General features: G+C 54.5%; 19 protein-coding genes. 3 read left to right on the top strand and 16 right to left on the bottom strand.

The genetic code is table 11. The features are described from left to right. The first annotated feature begins 33 nt into the window (after positions 1–33). Positions 34–582: an aminoacyl-tRNA hydrolase gene (gene pth, locus SFC07_RS11930; protein ID WP_411208517.1), complete on the top strand. Its 549-nt coding sequence runs from the start codon at positions 34–36 to the stop codon at positions 580–582. Here the strand turns inward: pth (SFC07_RS11930) and SFC07_RS11935 are convergent. The 4 genes from SFC07_RS11935 to SFC07_RS11950 all read right to left on the bottom strand — a co-directional run bounded on the left by SFC07_RS11935 (position 560) and on the right by SFC07_RS11950 (position 3,622). Next, positions 560–745, bottom strand: coding sequence for a hypothetical protein (locus SFC07_RS11935; protein ID WP_411208519.1), 186 nt, complete (start codon positions 743–745; stop codon positions 560–562). The two genes, pth (SFC07_RS11930) and SFC07_RS11935, sit on opposite strands and share 23 nt — an antisense overlap. 9 nt (positions 746–754) lie before the next feature. Further along, positions 755–958 (bottom strand): hypothetical protein, encoded by a 204-nt coding sequence (locus SFC07_RS11940; protein WP_411208521.1) that lies wholly within the window; start codon positions 956–958, stop codon positions 755–757. Positions 959–1,099: 141 nt separating this feature from the next. Then, positions 1,100–2,554 carry a glyceraldehyde-3-phosphate dehydrogenase gene (locus tag SFC07_RS11945; protein ID WP_411208523.1) on the bottom strand — a complete coding sequence of 485 codons (1,455 nt, stop codon included), beginning with the start codon at positions 2,552–2,554 and terminating at the stop codon, positions 1,100–1,102. Between the two features lie 42 nt (positions 2,555–2,596). After that, the gene (locus SFC07_RS11950; RefSeq protein WP_411208525.1) at positions 2,597–3,622 is read right to left on the bottom strand and encodes a nitronate monooxygenase; all 1,026 of its coding nucleotides are present in this window, start codon (positions 3,620–3,622) and stop codon (positions 2,597–2,599) included. Between SFC07_RS11950 and pth (SFC07_RS11955) the strand changes: the two genes are divergently transcribed. Next, positions 3,621–4,265 (top strand): aminoacyl-tRNA hydrolase, encoded by a 645-nt coding sequence (gene pth, locus SFC07_RS11955; protein WP_411208527.1) that lies wholly within the window; start codon positions 3,621–3,623, stop codon positions 4,263–4,265. The genes SFC07_RS11950 and pth (SFC07_RS11955) overlap by 2 nt on opposite strands. Here pth (SFC07_RS11955) and urtE read toward each other — a convergent pair. From urtE to SFC07_RS12015, 12 genes are all read right to left on the bottom strand, one after another. Next, entirely contained in the window at positions 4,258–4,959 is a 702-nt protein-coding gene (gene urtE, locus SFC07_RS11960) for an urea ABC transporter ATP-binding subunit UrtE (protein ID WP_411208528.1), read from the bottom strand. The two genes, pth (SFC07_RS11955) and urtE, sit on opposite strands and share 8 nt — an antisense overlap. Beyond that, positions 4,959–5,696: an urea ABC transporter ATP-binding protein UrtD gene (gene urtD / locus SFC07_RS11965; protein ID WP_411208529.1), complete on the bottom strand. Its 738-nt coding sequence runs from the start codon at positions 5,694–5,696 to the stop codon at positions 4,959–4,961. The genes urtE and urtD overlap by 1 nt, the downstream gene beginning before the upstream one ends. Further along, positions 5,693–6,808 carry an urea ABC transporter permease subunit UrtC gene (gene urtC, locus SFC07_RS11970; RefSeq protein ID WP_411208530.1) on the bottom strand — a complete coding sequence of 372 codons (1,116 nt, stop codon included), beginning with the start codon at positions 6,806–6,808 and terminating at the stop codon, positions 5,693–5,695. The genes urtD and urtC overlap by 4 nt, the downstream gene beginning before the upstream one ends. Then, positions 6,805–7,689 (bottom strand): urea ABC transporter permease subunit UrtB, encoded by an 885-nt coding sequence (gene urtB, locus SFC07_RS11975; protein WP_411208531.1) that lies wholly within the window; start codon positions 7,687–7,689, stop codon positions 6,805–6,807. Before urtB ends, urtC begins: the two co-directional genes overlap by 4 nt. 50 nt (positions 7,690–7,739) lie before the next feature. Beyond that, on the bottom strand, positions 7,740–9,002 hold the full coding sequence (urtA, locus tag SFC07_RS11980; protein WP_411208550.1) for an urea ABC transporter substrate-binding protein: 1,263 nt from the start codon (positions 9,000–9,002) through the stop codon (positions 7,740–7,742). Positions 9,003–9,240: 238 nt separating this feature from the next. Then, positions 9,241–9,963: an urease accessory protein UreD gene (locus SFC07_RS11985; RefSeq protein WP_411208532.1), complete on the bottom strand. Its 723-nt coding sequence runs from the start codon at positions 9,961–9,963 to the stop codon at positions 9,241–9,243. A gap of 173 nt (positions 9,964–10,136) precedes the next feature. Next, entirely contained in the window at positions 10,137–10,742 is a 606-nt protein-coding gene (ureG, locus tag SFC07_RS11990; protein ID WP_411208534.1) for an urease accessory protein UreG, read from the bottom strand. 8 nt (positions 10,743–10,750) lie between these two features. Beyond that, positions 10,751–11,449, bottom strand: coding sequence for an urease accessory protein UreF (locus tag SFC07_RS11995; RefSeq protein WP_411208536.1), 699 nt, complete (start codon positions 11,447–11,449; stop codon positions 10,751–10,753). Continuing rightward, entirely contained in the window at positions 11,430–11,879 is a 450-nt protein-coding gene (gene ureE, locus SFC07_RS12000) for an urease accessory protein UreE (RefSeq protein ID WP_411208537.1), read from the bottom strand. The genes SFC07_RS11995 and ureE overlap by 20 nt, the downstream gene beginning before the upstream one ends. Positions 11,880–11,889: 10 nt before the next feature. Further along, the gene (gene ureC, locus SFC07_RS12005) at positions 11,890–13,605 is read right to left on the bottom strand and encodes an urease subunit alpha (protein ID WP_411208538.1); all 1,716 of its coding nucleotides are present in this window, start codon (positions 13,603–13,605) and stop codon (positions 11,890–11,892) included. Positions 13,606–13,709: 104 nt separating this feature from the next. Then, on the bottom strand, positions 13,710–14,024 hold the full coding sequence (locus SFC07_RS12010) for an urease subunit beta (RefSeq protein ID WP_411208539.1): 315 nt from the start codon (positions 14,022–14,024) through the stop codon (positions 13,710–13,712). A gap of 169 nt (positions 14,025–14,193) precedes the next feature. After that, a complete protein-coding gene (locus tag SFC07_RS12015; RefSeq protein WP_411208541.1) occupies positions 14,194–14,502 on the bottom strand; it encodes an urease subunit gamma in 309 nt (102 codons plus the stop codon). Positions 14,503–14,854: 352 nt separating this feature from the next. Between SFC07_RS12015 and SFC07_RS12020 the strand changes: the two genes are divergently transcribed. After that, positions 14,855–16,504, top strand: coding sequence for a peptide chain release factor 3 (locus SFC07_RS12020; protein WP_411208543.1), 1,650 nt, complete (start codon positions 14,855–14,857; stop codon positions 16,502–16,504). Positions 16,505–16,599 lie beyond the last annotated feature (95 nt).

A 16,599-nucleotide genomic window follows, 5' to 3' on the forward strand; every position in this document is an offset into this window, starting at 1 on the left:
TGCATCTTCACCCAACGTGGTTTGATAGGAGTTGTGAATGACTCCCCGCTGTTAGTTGTAGGACTTGGCAATCCCGGACCCAAATATGTTGGAACCCGCCACAATATTGGCTTTGAAGTTGTAGAGGAACTCGCTTCCCGCAACTACGCCAGCTTTAGTGTGCACAAGCGCTCCAATACCGAAATCGCGCAGCTGCCTGGCATGATCCTGGCCAAACCACGCAGCTTTATGAACCTCTCCGGCACCCCAATCCGGGCGCTCTGTGACTTTTTTAAGATTGCTCCAGCAAGCATCATCGTGGCCCATGATGAATTGGAACAGGACTTTGGCGTAATCAAATTACGCCAAGGCGGTGGTGATCACGGACACAACGGTCTTAAATCCACCACCAAATCCTTGGGCACCAAAGAGTACTTCAAGCTCAGTGTAGGAATTGGACGCCCTCCAGGACGTATGGATCCAGCCAGTTATGTGCTCAAACCTTTTAGCAAACAAGAACTAGCGGATATCCCCATCATGGCTGCCGACGCCGCGGATCTCGTCGAAAAGCATTTGCAAGCTACCAACGCCGGGCGTGCTTGAAAGCCTTAAGCAGCGCGGCATCATCAAGGGTCAAGGCCTGCGCTTTGCGCAGCCGATGAGCCACCGTGGGACAGCTGGAACAGCGCGGATTATCGCGGCAACACTTCTTCTTAACCTTGCCCTTTTCCAGCTTTTTGCGGATTTTTAGGGCCTTGGTGCTCATAGCCGAGCCTTATTTCCGCCGGGCCTCTTTGAGGCGACGCGGCAGGTCTGCGTCATCATTTTCCAAGACTCCAGCACGCAGCAGACGGGTATAAACCACCGGACAGCCGGTGCACCGCGGGGTCTTGCGACAGCAGGTCGATTTGACCTTCATTCCCAGCGGATTGTGGGTGACTTTGACTCTGGAAGAGCTAGTCCTATTCCGCTTACTCATAGTGTTAAGCCTAGTCGCTTAAGGCTTGGGTTACCTAATGTTTTCCTAGAATTTGAGCAAGAGAAAACCCCAGCTCCACCCTTTTAAACGAGGAGGCGCTGGGGTTCAGCCTTTTGAAAGCCAGAGGCTAACAGCTAGAGGCTAGAGGCTTGCGGGGAGGGCGCGCTCTGGGTAAACCCGAGGACGCACGCCTGCAATTTCCTCTACAATGCGGACAACCTGGCTGGAGTAGCCGTACTCATTGTCGTACCAGACGTAGAGGACCAGGTGGCGGCCGGTGGCAATGGTGGCCAGGCCATCAACAATGCCCGCGTGGGTGGTGCCAACAAAGTCGGTGGAGACAACCTCAGGAGAACGGATCCAGTCGATCTGCTGGCGCAGGTTGGAGTGCAGGGAAACGCGGCGCAGGAATTCATTTACCTCATCGCGATCCACTTCCTTTTCCAAGGTCAGGTTCAGCACAGCCATGGATACATCTGGGGTGGGAACACGGATGGCGTTGCCGGTGAGCTTGCCTTCGAGTTCTGGTAGAGCCTTGGCCACAGCCTTGGCAGCGCCGGTTTCGGTGAGCACCATGTTGAGGCCCGCTGCGCGACCACGGCGAGAGCCCTTGTGGAAGTTGTCGATGAGGTTTTGGTCATTGGTGAAGGAGTGCACGGTTTCCACGTGTCCAAATTCCACGCCATAACGATCATTGATCACCTTGAGCACAGGGGTAATTGCGTTGGTGGTACAAGATGCGGCGGTGACAATCTGATCCTCAGGGGTGATATCGCCGTGGTTGATGCCATAAACGATGTTCTTGAGGTCGCCCTTGCCCGGTGCGGTGAGCACAATCTTGGATACACCCTTGGACTGCAGGTGCTGGGAGAGGCCCTCGCGGTCGCGCCAACGGCCGGTGTTATCAACCACCACGGCGTCACTAATACCGTAGGCGGTGTAATCCACAGTTGCTGGATCATTGGAGTAAATGACCTGGATAGGAGTGCCATTTGCCCAGATGATGTTGTTTTCATCATCGATGGTGATGGTGCCATCAAAAGCGCCGTGGACGGAATCGCGACGCAGCAAGGAAGCACGCTTAACCAGGTCTTCTTCACCATTCTTGCGGACCACAATTGCACGCAGACGAGCGCCGCCGTAGACAGCTTCGCGGGAGACCAGAATGCGAGCCAAGAGGCGACCGATGCGACCAAAGCCGTAGAGCACAATGTCGGTGTGCTTGCTCTCAGAATCAGCGCCGATGACAGGGGCGAGTTCCTTTTCCAGGAAGGCGCGGAGTTCGGTTGCTTCACCAGCGGTGCGAGCCTGCTCGAAGTTATATGCCAACTGTCCCAGGTCAATCGAGGCAGTACCAAGGTTCAGGGTGACTAGCTCACGCAAAATCTCCAAAGATCCTTCCAGGGAAAGTTCTTTGGAGATGATGTGGCGGGCATAGCGGTGGGACTTGATGATGTCGATGTCGGAAACATTCACAAGGAGACGACCGAATACAGATACCACCACATTGTTGTTGCGGTGCAGGCGCCCGATAAGAGGCAGCATCTCCTCCGCAACGGCAATACGCTCATTCCAGTCCTTGTGGTTGTGGGTCATTTAAACGTCCTTCGTGGGTAGTTGAGAACAATCCCCCCAACATTAACTCAAACCGGAAGGGTTCAAAGACATGAGTATCTGTTTCGCACTTCCGCTACCAACTTGCGCAACCCCCGATCCGACCAGGCAGTAGGCATATTCCCAGTTCCCCACGGCTACCGCAGCATCACGCAATGGTGTGATCATTTTATTGAGGTATGGGTAAAGCGGGGGTAACCCCTCGTGTTCGCGTGCAAATTTTGTGGAGACTCCCCTTGCAAACCTGCCAGAAAAAGCGCGGGAGCTAATCGAGCCCACACCTTCTTCCTGCGCGTGGCTAAGAACCCACCGGTTGAAGGTGCTCGTGCCGGCTTCGTCGCAAAGCAAAAAGGCCGAGCCACAGGATGCCGCCACCGCGCCCGCCTGCAGTGCTTTGCACACATCCTCCGCACGCATCAGTCCGCCCGCGGCGACAAGCGGAATAGAGACACCCGCCTGGCGCACGGCAAGGAGGAGCTCAGGGAGGCTGCGGGTGTCCGGCTCCGCGGCAATTGACCAGGTAGAACGGTGTCCGCCGGCATCAGGGCCCTGCACCACCAGGGCGTCGGCGCCTTTTTCCTGGGCTATCAGGGCGTCCGCGGGGGTAGTCACCGTTACCCACGCTTCAATTCCGCGGGCTTTAAGCTGCTGGAATTCGGCCTCGCTAAAACAGCCAAAAGTTGCCGACACCACCGCAGGCTGCGCCGCTAGCACCGCTTGAAACTTCGATGACCAGCCATTACTCAAATCAGGACTGACTGATTGTGGACCCTGCATCCCAAATTTCTGAAACTCCGGCGCCAGCGTTTCCTCCAAGGCAGCGATATCTTCGGGGTTGGGATGCTCCTGTTGTGGCCTAAAAAGATTCACCCCAAAAGGCGCTTTGACCTGGCCTAGGTCTGCTTGCAGTTGCGCAAGAGTCTGGGTGCCACCAGCCAAAAATCCCAGCGTGCCCGCCTCCGCGGCCGCATTTACCAGCGCCGGAGTCGACGGCCCACCCGCCATCGGCGCAATCAAAACTGGAAAATCCACATTTTCAAGGACGGTCATGGCGCCCATCATAGAGTTTTTGGCGCGGGCTAAAATAAAATCCGTGAGTTTTCTGGAAAAAATCAAAGCCCGCCTCAGCCCTGCTCTCCCCGCGGCCGAGTGGCTCGTCATCGGCCTCGGCAACCCCGGCGCCAAATATGAAAACACCCGCCACAACGTCGGCTACCTCAGCCTTGACATGCTTATCGACGCCCACTCGCCGCAGCCCCTCACCCCAATCCGGGGCCTGAAGGTTGCTTCCACTCCACTTCCCCACAGCGCCCTAGCGCTGCGGTCTACCACCTATATGAACAACTCCGGCGAGGCCGTTGCACCGCTGGCAGAAAAGCTGGGTATTCCCGCCGATCACATTATTGTGGTCCACGATGAACTTGATCTGCCCGCTGGCACCGTGCGTCTAAAAAAGGGCGGCAATGAAAATGGCCACAATGGGCTGAAATCCTTAACCGCTGAGCTTGGAACCCGCGATTATCTGCGCGTGCGCATTGGAATCTCACGAGCACCTGCTGGAATGGCTGTTCCTGATTATGTTTTGGAGCCGGTTGCTGGTGCTCAGCCCGGAATAGAATTAGCCGCCGAAGCCGTTATGTTAATCCTTGAACACGGCTTGGCGACGGCACAGAACACGGTGCATGCTAAATAGCTAGCGACTCCCGCACCTTGAACTGCTTGGTTGCAGAATCCTCGCTGGCATCACCCTTTTCCACCACGCGACCTCGAGCCACAATTGCATAGTTGTCTGAGGCTTCGAGGGCGAACCCCATATTTTGCTCCACTAGTAGGACGCTCATACCGGTTTTGGCCAAATCGATAATCGTCTGCTGGATCTCGGCCACCACCGAAGGCTGAATACCCTCGGTTGGTTCGTCGAGAAGCAAAAGCTCTGGCGCGGTGATCAGCGCGCGGGCAATGGCCAGCTGTTGGCGCTGGCCGCCGGAAAGCAACCCAGCCTGGCGGTCAAGCACCTGCTCCAAAGTCGGGAAGCGGCTCAGGGCTTCCTCGATCCGGCTGCGCCCGGCGCGGCCTTGCAGATCTGCCACCACGCGCAGATTCTCCATGCAGCTGAGCTGGGTAAATGACTGCTGACCTTGTGGTACGTAGGCCATTCCACGCTTTACGCGCTGGTGTGGGGACAAAGTGGTGATGTCCTCGCCCTTAAAAAAGACCTGCCCACTGGTGGGCTTGATCAGGCCCACCGCTGCGCGCAACATGGTGGATTTTCCGGCACCATTGTGTCCCAAAATTGAGAGAATTCCGGCAGTTTTGGTTTCTAGCGATAGCGCATGCAGCACCTCTGTGCGGCCATAACCTGCACTAACGCTTTTTAGCTCCAACATTATTCACCAGCTCCTGCTGCTGTTCCCAAATAAATGGATTGCACGCCCTTGTGTGCCTGAATTTCATCGACAGTGCCCTCGGTGAGGATGGTTCCGCGGTTCATCACTGTGACGAAGGTGGCGAAGCGTCGCATAAACTCCATATCGTGCTCAACTACCAGCACAATTCGGTTGGCAGACACCGAAGTTAAAAGCTGCCCGGTCTCTACCCTTTCCTCTTCACTCATGCCGGCTACTGGCTCATCGAGCATGAGTACCCGGGCATCTTGCACCAGCAGCATGGCAATTTCCAGCCATTGCTTTTGGCCGTGGGAGAGGGATCCAGCCTGGCTATTTAACAAGGCACCGAGCTTGGTTACCTCCAGCGCATGCTCAATCCGGGGATCAATCTTGTGCCTAATACCGAAGAGGGAACGAAGTGGTCGGTGCAAGCCACAAGCGATGTCGAGGTTTTGCAACACTGAAAGTTCTTCAAACACGCTGGCAGTTTGGAAAGTTCGGCCTACGCCCATCCGCGCAATGCGGTGAACTGGAGTGCCAAGAATTTGCTTGCCGTCTAGCTTGACCGAGCCTTCGCCCGGAGCCAAACCGCTAATGGCGTCAATGCAGGTGGTTTTGCCCGCACCATTGGCACCGATTAGGAAGTGCACCTCGCCGGGAGAGACCTGGAATGAGATTCCATCAACGGCGGTGAAACTGCCAAACTTTACTGAGAGGTCTTTAATGTCCAGACTCATGACGCCTTCTCTTTTCTAATTTTTTTCCAGCTCAATGAGGCAATACCGCCCGGTAGCAAAACGATGACCAGCACCAGAATTGCGCCCTGGAAATAGGACCACACGCTAGGGAAAGTTTGGGCCAAGCTGGACTGCAACCAGCCCAAGACCAAGGCTCCAATAACCGGACCGAATAGTGAGGCACGGCCACCGGCGGCAACTGCGATCACAAACACAATGGAGGGAACCACGCCGATTTCAGCTGGCGAGATAATGCCCATAATGGGCACATAAAGCGCACCTGCAATGCCTGCCATCATCGCTGCGATGACATAAGCTGCGGTTTTGATCAGCGCTGGATCATATCCGAGGAAGCGCACACGTTCTTCTGCATCGCGGGTTGCAACGAGGAGCTCGCCATAACGGCTGCGCATCAGCCAATAGGACAGTGCGATTAAGCTCAACAAGAATCCCACGGCAGTGAGGTATAACATGGTGCGGTTGATCGGATCATAAAGGGCAAACCCGAGGAAAGACTTAAAACCGCTCAATCCATTGGAGCCACCCAGGGCATCTTGCTGTCCCACCAAGAGCACCACCACTGCTGCGGCGAGTGCTTGGTTCAAGATGGCAAAGTATGCGCCTTTGATGCGCCTTTTAAAGATGGAGAAACCGAGGACAAAAGCTACCAGGCCAGGTAAAAGAACTACGGAAAGTAGGGCTATCGTTGGATTGGCAAATGGCTTCCACCACCAGGGCAGCTCGGTTACTCCCGAGAGCATCATGAAGGAGGGAATCTCCTGGCCAGCTAGGGCTGCATCGCTGAGCAGCATATGCATGGCCATGATATAAGCGCCGATGCCGAAGAACACGCCTTGTCCCAGGGTGAGCATGCCGCCCCTACCCCAGGCCAATCCGATTCCCACTGCCACGATGGCATAACACACCAGACGAGCCATGAGGTTGAGCTGGAAGGATGTGAGAACAAGTGGTGCGCACAAAAGCACAGCGGCGAGAACTGCGAGCCCTAATCCAGCTTGGCGCAGGGTGAGAGCATTAGTGACCTTAAGCTGGGGAGTTTTTCGTCGAAAAGCAGCTTTTTCGGTCTTAGGTGCTGAGGTTGCAGTACTCATACCAGGCTCCTAGTTTTAGTTTGGAAGAGGCCTTGAGGGCGGAACTGGAGGAAGGCAACCACGGCGATCAAGACGATAAACTTCGCGATGCTGGCGCTGGTGGTGTATTCCACAAATGCTTGGATAATGCCGAGGGCAAAGGCCATAATGACCGCACCCTTGATGCGACCGATACCGCCGGCGGCAACCACCAGGAAGGCATCAACAATATAGTTTTGGCCAATGGTGGGACCTGTTGCTCCCACCAAGGTGATGGCCACACCCGCCACGCCGGCGAGCCCTGAGCCGATAAAGAAAGTCATGCGGTCAGTTGCGCGGGTATCAATGCCGTTAGTCTCCGCGAGATCACGGTTAAGCACCACCGCACGGATGCGACGGCCCCACATAGAGCGGTTGAGGAAAACCGCAAGACCGCCAACCGCTGCCAGCGAAAGGAAGAGAATAAAGAGACGGGAAGTTGGGATGAGAGTTCCCAGTACTTCGACATTGCCGCGGAGGAACTCCGGTGCGCGCACATCCACTGCTGGTGCTCCGAAAATATCGCGGGCTAGCTGCTGCAAAATCAAACCCACACCGAAGGTAGCCAAAAGCGTATCCAGCGGGCGATGGTAGAGATAACGCAGCAACACTTGTTCCAGCAAGACTCCAAAAAGTCCACCGATAATAAAGGCCAGCGGGATGCTGATCAGTAGGGAAAGTCCCGCTGAGCTCACCACCATTTGCACCACATAAGCGGTATAGGCGCCGACCATAATAAACTCGCCGTGGGCCATATTGATTACGCCCATTTGCCCGAAGGTGAGGGACAACCCCACCGCAACCAGAAGCAGTACCGAACCCACAGAAAGGCCCGCTACCAGCTGATTTAATAAAATATCCATGCGGATAATCCTTTGTTAATTTTTAGGATTTTTGGATCTTTTTAGAATCCTTAGGAAGTGGCGGTCGCGATGTTAGCTGCCCAGTCGTAGCTCTCAAGGTATGGATCTGGATCAACTGGGGCGTCGGTTTCCCATACGGTATCGATGAGTCCGTCAGGACGGATGACACCGATTCGAGGAGTCTTGGTGATGTGCTGGTTTTCGCCATCCACAACCACGGTTCCTTCTGGGGCTTCAAAGGAGGTGCCGTCTGCAACTTCCTTGATAGCGTTGACATCAAAGGAATCGGCCTTTTCAACCATTTCTTTCCACAGGTACAAACTGGTGTATGCAGCTTCCATGGGGTCAGAGGTGACCTTATCCTGGCCATAAAGGTTCTTGAAGTTTTCCACGAAGGTCTTGTTCGCTGGGGTATCAACGGTCTGGTAGTAATCCCAAGCAACTAGCTGGCCCTCGATATTTGAGGCGCCGATGCCGCCAACTTCTTCTTCGGCGATAGAAACGGACATGACCGGCAAGGTTTCTGCAGTCAGGCCCAGGGAGTTGTACTGACGGAAGAAAGCCACGTTGGAATCGCCATTGAGGGTGTTAAATACCGCGTCTGCTCCGGAATCCTTCATGCGGTTGGCAATGGTGGTGAAGTCAGTGGAACCCAGTGGGGTGTAATCCTCGCCGACAATTTCCATGCCATTAGCTGCTGCATATTCCTTGATGATGGCATTAGCAGTACGTGGGAACACGTAGTCAGAGCCCACTAGGAAGAGCTTCTGCTTACCCTGCTCTTTGAGGTAGTCCAAAGCTGGAATGATCTGCTGGTTGGTGGTCGCACCGGTGTAGAAGATATTTGGAGAAGACTCCATGCCCTCATACTGGACTGGGTAGAAAAGGAGGGAATTATTGCCCTCAAAAACTGGCAGCATTGCCTTACGTGATGCAGAGGTCCAACCACCGAACACTGCTGCCACACACTCTTGCTGGATCAAACGCTGGGAGCGCTCTGCGAAGGTAGCTGGCTCACTGGCGCCATCTTCCTCAGAGATCTCCAGCTGCTTACCCAATACGCCGCCATTTGCGTTGATTTCCTCTGCAGCCATGTGCAGGGACTGATTGACGGTGGTTTCGGAAATTGCCATCGTGCCCGAAAGGGAGTTGATAAATCCGATCTTGATGGAATCCCCGGAGGTGTCCACACAGGAAGAGCTGGCCGCTGCTCCACTTTCCACATCAGCGGCGCGGGTGCAGGACGCCATTGCCAAAGCCATGACTGAAACTGCTGAGATCGACAACGCTTGCTTTACTACCTTCGATGACACCCTTGTAGTTGCCTTCGCGGTCGCTTTTGCAGACGCGGATGCATGGGCAGTCGCATTGGCAGTCGAACCTGCGGTCGAGTTAAGAGACATATTTGCAGACATGGATCCTCCAGAGTCAAATTTCTATCACTCTATAGTTTTAAGAGTTTCTGTCATGCTATAGGTAAATTTTCAGACTTGTGAATGAAGTGATCTGCACCACTGATTTGATACCCCCAAATTGGGGTGGGGAGGAATTTTATAGCCCCTGGCCTCGAAAAATTACCCTAGACACTCCTACAATGTCGCGCGCGGACGCCATTATTTCCTGGTGGATTAAATCTATAACCTCTGAAGAATGAGCTAAAGAACGCAGCACAAATCCCCCTTCGATCTTCGAAATCCCACACCTCACAGCTGCCTCCAAGCTGGAAGTCACGGTGGAAAGCACCTCGAAAATTTGTGCATATGCTTGCTCTTCCCGCGCGTCGCCCGAAAATAGTTCCGGTGCTACCACCATCAAGGAACCCGAGTGGCTGAAACCCTCCATGATTCCTAATCCGGAGGTTCCCCGGCTAGGAACCAATCGCAAATTATCTACTACTAGCGGGCGACCCTGCATTCTTATCTCGGTTCGCATATGCAATTTATTAAAAGCAAAATGCCGAGCATCCGGTGACCACCCAGGTGTGAGATTTTCAGCTGCGATATACATCGCGCTCGGCTCGATCTCCACCAGCGTGGACTGCACATAAGAACCCTCGCGGTACACAATCACTGGATCGGGCAGGTTTTCTAGCACTGCCCCCTCCCCCAAATAGATCCGCGTATTTTGCACGGCCGGACCTTGCGGGGTGCGATAAATCTTGGTTGCAGATTGGGTCCCCAAGTTCAAACTCGAACCTGGCTCTAAGTGCAGATCAATTTCAAATCTATCCCCGCCCAGATAAGCGCCACCGGGATTGATAAGCGTATAGCTCACCTGCCCGTCCCCGGCACCGACTCCAGCGCCGGACCCACCCAAGTAGTGAGGCCGCAAAACCCTCAAGGCACCCCGATGAAACTGCGAACTGGCATAGCTACGTCCGCTCTCAGGATCGCGGGCTATCCGAAGCTGTAGTTCTCCTCTAATTGGATTGTTGTCCACCGCAAAAGTTACTTCAGGTCCAGCATAAGCACGTCATGGGAAATCCATTGCAAAACCGCATCAAGTCCGTCGTCGGTACGCAAATTTGTCAGCGCAAAAGGCCGATCCCCGCGGAATTGCAGGGTATCTTTCACCATGACCTCAAGATCAGCGCCCACATAAGGAGCCAAATCCACCTTATTAATAATGAAGAGGTCAGATTTGATCATGCCCTGCCCCGCCTTACGCGGAATCTTTTCGCCCTGGGCGACATCGATAATATAGATGGAAAAATCCACCAGCTCTGGAGAAAAGGTTGCCGAGAGGTTATCGCCACCGGATTCAATAAAAAGCAGCTCCAAATCTGGGAATCTCTGCTGTAAATCGCGGGCGGCCGCCTCGTTCATCGAGGTATCTTCCCTAATTGCGGTGTGCGGGCAGCCGCCGGTTTCAATGCCCACGATGCGCTCAACGGGCAAAATGCCGTTTTTGGCAAGAATCTTGGCGTCTTCAATGGTGTAAATATCGTTGGTAATCGCCGCCATGGACAATTTGCCGTCCAATGCGCGGGTGATTCGCTCAATAAGCTGGGTTTTTCCGGCGCCTACTGGTCCGCCGATTCCGATTCTGATCATTTTTCCTTCTAACTCATAAACATTCGTACACGTTGATTTTCATGTTGCATTTGCGCGATTTCTAAACCCGGGGTAATCGCCCCCAAATCCTCTAAGCCCAGCTCAGCGGAGGTTTCTACCGCTTCACTCACCCACTCCTGTGCCTGCGTGGCTAATCGCTGCCCGGCATTTTGCCCAATCGGCACCGCGCGCACCGCGTTTTGAATCAGCGAAATCACCGTCGCATAAAGGTGCTGCGCCACCGCCTCAGCCACTTCAAACCCCAGGTCGCGCGCCACCAGCGCCCACACAAGGGCAGGGTGTCCAACCGCCAGGTGCTTTTCGACGCAAACCTGATACTCACTGAGCCATTGCGAAGAATAACCCTCACTGGCAATTTCTAACATCCGCACGCCCATTGTTCGCCCCGCATGGCGCACCTGCCCAGGCACCGCTTGCGCTCGCACCAGATGATCCAGCGCAATAATCTCCGCGAAATTTTCTGCCTCAAACACCTCGCGCACAATCACTGCATCCGTAAAGGTCAGCTGTTCGCGACAAAAAACTTCCAGCCAGCGCGCAAAACTTTCAGCATTGGTAATATCTCCGCGGTGCATATAGGTTTCAAAGCCGAAAGAATGGCTAAAAGCACCGGTAGGCAGCGCGGAATCCATTAACTGCATGGCAGCCAGGGTGCGCTGTAACGAATTAGTGGGTGTGCTCTGCATGACGGAAAGGCTGTGGCATTACAGCGGCTTCGCGAACATAAGCAACGCTGTGATGTTCCAAGAAATCCACCACTGTGGAATCGAACTGCACAATGAGCGCATCCTCGCTAAATTGCGCTGGCAAATGGCGGTTGCCCAAAGAGTGCGCTACAAACGCCATCTCCTTCATATCCTGGGGAGTGATCCTCAAAATATCGGTGGGAGCAGCATAAATAACAATAGAATTATCCCCATCGCTAAACAGCACATCGCCATCGCGCAGCGGTGGATGCCCGGAGGGCAGCCGCAACCCCACCTCGGTGTTGTGGTCGCTGTGAACACGCTGAATACGCTTGACGAGGGCGGCGTCGACAAGCGTGATCTTTTCCGTGTGGCGGGTGATTAGGCTGGGATCGTCGTGGATATTGCCGAGGATTTTGGTGATGATCATGATGGGCTTTCTAAAAGAGGAAATAACGCTGGGCCATGGGCAAAACGGCGGAGGGCTCGGAAGTGATGAGCTCACCATCCACCCGCACCTCATAAGTTTCTGGATCAACTGAGATGCTGGGGGTTTCCCCATTAAGTTTGAGATCCTGCTTGGAGAGCGTGCGAATCCCGCGACAAGGCTCGATTTTTCGCTTCAAACCCAGCTGCTGAGGCACCCCGGCTGCAATTGCGACCTGCGATAAAAAGGTGATTGAATTCTGGAAGGGCGCTGCACCATAGGACCCAAATTGTGGACGATAAATCTCCGGCTGTGGCGTCGGGATGGAGGCGCCGGGATCACCCATAATCGAGCTCACCACCTGGCCACCTTTAAGAATCATAAAGGGCTTCACACCAAAAAACTTCGGCTCCCACAACACCAGATCCGCAAATTTGCCCAGCTCAACCGAACCAACCACAGCATCAATACCCTGCGCAATTGCCGGATTGATCGTGTACTTAGCCACATAACGCTTAATCCGATTATTATCCGCGCGCTCACTATCACCTGCGAGCGGTCCACGCTGACGCTTCATCGCATCAGCGACCTGCCACGTCCTGATAACTACCTCTCCTACCCGGCCCATCGCCTGCGAGTCCGAAGAAGTAATAGAAAAGACGCCAAGATCGTGCAGCACATCTTCAGCGGCAATGGTCTCGGTACGAATACGCGAATCCGCGAAGGCGACATCCTCAGGAATATCCGCATTCAAGTGATGGCACACCATGAGCATATCCAGGTGCTCCTCGGCCGTATTCACCGTATAAGGCAACGTCGGATTAGTAGAAGCCGGCAAAACATTAGGCTGTGCAGCCAGTGCAATTATATCCGGCGCATGCCCGCCACCAGCACCTTCGGTATGGAAAGTGTGGATTACACGGCCTGCAATAGCCTCCACCGTGCTCTCCAAAAAGCCCGCTTCATTCAAGGTGTCAGTGTGCACCGCCACCTGCACATCAAAATCATCAGCGATCTGCAGGGAAAGATCAATAGTGGCTGGCGTGGCACCCCAGTCCTCATGCACCTTCAGCCCAATTGCGCCTGCTTTAATCTGCTCAGCAAGTGCCTCATAAGAGGTAGCGTGCCCTTTTCCAAGGAGTCCAAAATTCATGGGGAACTGCTCCAAAGAACGCAGCATCTGATGAATATGCCATGGGCCCGGGGTAATTGTGGTGGCCTTTGTCGACTCCGAAGGTCCTGTTCCACCACCAATCATGGTGGTAATTCCCGAGGTCAACGCCGTATTAATCTGATCTGGGGAAATAAAATGAATATGGGTATCAATGCCACCCGCGGTCAGGATCTTGCCCTCACCAGCAATAATGTCGGTGGACACGCCAATGGGAATAGTCACCCCATCCATGGTCTCTGGATTTCCGGCATGCCCAATCGCTGTGATGTTTCCGTCCCTAATAGCAAGGTCGGCTTTATAAATACCCGACCAATCCAGAATGACAACATTCGTTATAACAGTGTCCGGGACCTCCGGATTCTCCACGCGCGTGAACTCGCCGTTTTGTCCCATCCCCACCCGGATAACCTTGCCACCGCCAAAAACTGCCTCCTCACCTGGAACTGTGAGGTCGTATTCGATCTCTGCGAGCAACTCCGTATCCGCGAGGCGCACCCGATCCCCGGTAGTTGGGCCGTACATGGCAGCATGACGTTCCCGGCTCATTTCAAACATGTGGGTGCTCCTTGGTTCTGTCTTTTGGGGGCTTGTTTTTTGGGGTTCTTGGTTTTTGGGGGTTGGGGGTTGGAGGTTGGGGGTTGGGCGGCGTTTTGGGGCGCTTAAGGTTTTTGCGGCTGGTTGACTGCTTGGTTCCTAAAACCTCGCACCACCTGGGATCCCCCAAAGTCGATGAGCCTAACGGTGGTTTTATCTCCCGGTTCCAATCGCACTGCAGTACCTGCCGGAATATCTAGGCGCTTTCCCTGCGCCACCACACGGTCAAAGGTGAGGGCCGGATTCGCCTCTGCAAAGTGATAATGCGAACCAACCTGGACTGGACGGTCTCCGGTATTAGTGACCTGAAGCTCCACCGCTTCCCTACCTGGATTGCAAATAATCGGATCTGTCGCGCAGAAGTACTCTCCCGGGATCATTTTTCTTCCTTAATCTTGTGGATCTTGTGCAGAACGAATCTTGTGAATCTTGTGCAGAAAGCTAATAGGGTGGGAAACGGCAATTGGAGGATCGCTATTTTGTGAACGTTTTATTTTTGAGGGGTGCTAGGAGGTTTTAGGAACCTGAGCTACAAGGCGGGCGTGAAAGTCAGGGAAGGCGAATCGGGTTATGAACCGTTACTAGTTTGGTGCCATCCGGAAAAGTCGCTTCAATCTGAACTTCAGGAATCATCTCTGCAATCCCCTCCTGAACATCGCTTTTCTTCAAGATCGTGGTGCCCCAGCTCATGAGGTCCGCAACAGTACGACCGTCGCGAGCTCCCTCGATTAGTTCATAGGAAATAATCGCAATCGCCTCCGGATAATTGAGCTTCAGCCCCCGGGCTTGCCTCCTCCTAGCAAGATCGGCAGCAACCACAATCATCAATTTTTCCTGGTCACGAGCTTGTAAATACAAATGAAGCACCTTTTCAATTCCAGAAGGACCACACGCTCAAACGCCCCTTTTGAAGAGCTCCAAATAGGAAGCTCTATGCCGGGAACACGCGAAAACACATCTATCTATAGGTTAATAGGTAGAATTTAGCATGCCGGTTATGCTCTTTCACACTAATCGCCACATAAAATGCACGCAGAGCTTTCTGCAGCCTTACTACATCCTTACTGCAGCCGTTCTCCAAGTTCCGGTATATCTCCAGGCGCCGTTTAAGCCCTAGTTCCAAATCGGGTTTCCCTATCCTGCACGCCCTTGACCTCCAAGAAGGGTCCAGCTAGGGACTAAGCCACCTCAACCGCTATTCTTAATAGCCATGAGCACTGCCAATCCCGCCAATACTGCCGCCGAGGCAAATCGCCGCCGTACCTTCGCCGTCATCGCCCACCCCGATGCTGGTAAGTCCACTTTGACGGAGGCATTGGCGCTGCACGCGCACATTATTTCCGAAGCCGGCGCGACCCACGGCAAGGCTGGCCGCAAAGCCACCGTTTCCGACTGGATGGAAATGGAAAAAGACCGCGGTATTTCCATCGCCTCCTCCGCCCTCCAATTCGAGTACGCACCCGAGGGTCACCAGGGCGAACCCTTCATGATCAACCTCGTCGACACCCCCGGCCACGCCGACTTTTCCGAGGACACCTACCGTGTTCTCATGGCCGTCGACGCCGCCGTAATGCTTATCGACGCCGCCAAAGGCCTCGAGCCTCAGACCCTCCAGCTCTTCCGCGTCTGCAAAGCCCGCGGGTTGCCAATTATTACGGTGATCAACAAGTGGGACCGCGTGGGCCGCACCCCCCTAGAGCTTGTCGACGAGATCGTGAAGGAAATCGAGCTGCAGCCGACTCCTCTCTATTGGCCCGTTGGTGAAGCTGGCGATTTCCGCGGACTCGCCCGCATCAACGAAGAAGGCGAAGCAGAGGAATACATTCAATTCACCCGTACCGCCGGCGGTTCCACTATCGCTCCCGAAGATTTCTACACCCCTGAACAAGCAGCTGAACGCGAGGGCGACGTCTGGGAAAACGCCGCTGAGGAAGCAGAACTCCTTGCTGCCGACGGCGCCGTGCACGATCAGGAAATGTTCCTCAACTGCACCACTTCCCCACTGATCTTCGCCTCCGCCATGCTCAACTTCGGTGTACACCAGATCTTGGATACTCTGTGCCTGCTCGCTCCTGCACCTGCAGGTCGCGACGCTGACCCCAAGGCTCTTGAAGCTTCCCCCACTGCCATGGACGAGCACCGCGAACCCACTGATGATTTCTCCGGCATGGTCTTCAAGGTCCAAGCTGGCATGGACAAAAACCATCGCGATACCCTCGCTTTCATGCGCGTAGTATCCGGCGAATTCGACCGCGGCATGCAGGTCACCCACTCCCAGTCCGGCCGTAGTTTCTCCACCAAATACGCGCTCACCGTTTTTGGTCGCACCCGTTCCACCGTCGAAACTGCATATCCTGGCGATATCGTCGGCCTGGTCAACGCTGGTGCTCTTGCACCTGGCGACACCATCTTTGAGGGTCGCAAAATCCAGTACACCCCCATGCCCAAGTTCGCCCCCGAGCACTTCCGTATTCTCCGCGCCAAGTCCCTGGGCAAATACAAGCAATTCCGCAAGGCCCTGGAGCAGCTGGATTCCGAAGGCGTTGTTCAGATCCTCAAAAACGACCTGCGTGGCGATGCCAACCCAGTCATGGCCGCCGTCGGCCCAATGCAGTTCGAGGTTATGCAGGCCCGCATGGAGGTCGAGTACAACGTCGAAACCGTTGCCGACCCAATTCCTTACACCGTCGCTCGTCGCACCAACGCCGAGTCCGCACCGGAACTTGCCAAGCAGCGTGGCGTGGAAATCTTCACCCGCACCGACGGCGAGCTCATTGCTCTGTTCAGCGACAAGTGGCGTCTCTCCTTCATTGAGAAAGAACACCCTGATCTCTTCCTGGAGTCTTTGGTCGCTGAATAAGCTGCTTTTCGACGCCTCTCCCCGCCGCCCACCCCTGAGTAAGAGGGCACACCCACCCACCACCACCACCCCACAAACACCAAAAAAGGGTGCAG

The sequence above is a fragment of the Corynebacterium callunae genome (genome assembly GCF_046592015.1).
Classification (GTDB): Bacteria; Actinomycetota; Actinomycetes; order Mycobacteriales; family Mycobacteriaceae; genus Corynebacterium; species Corynebacterium callunae_A.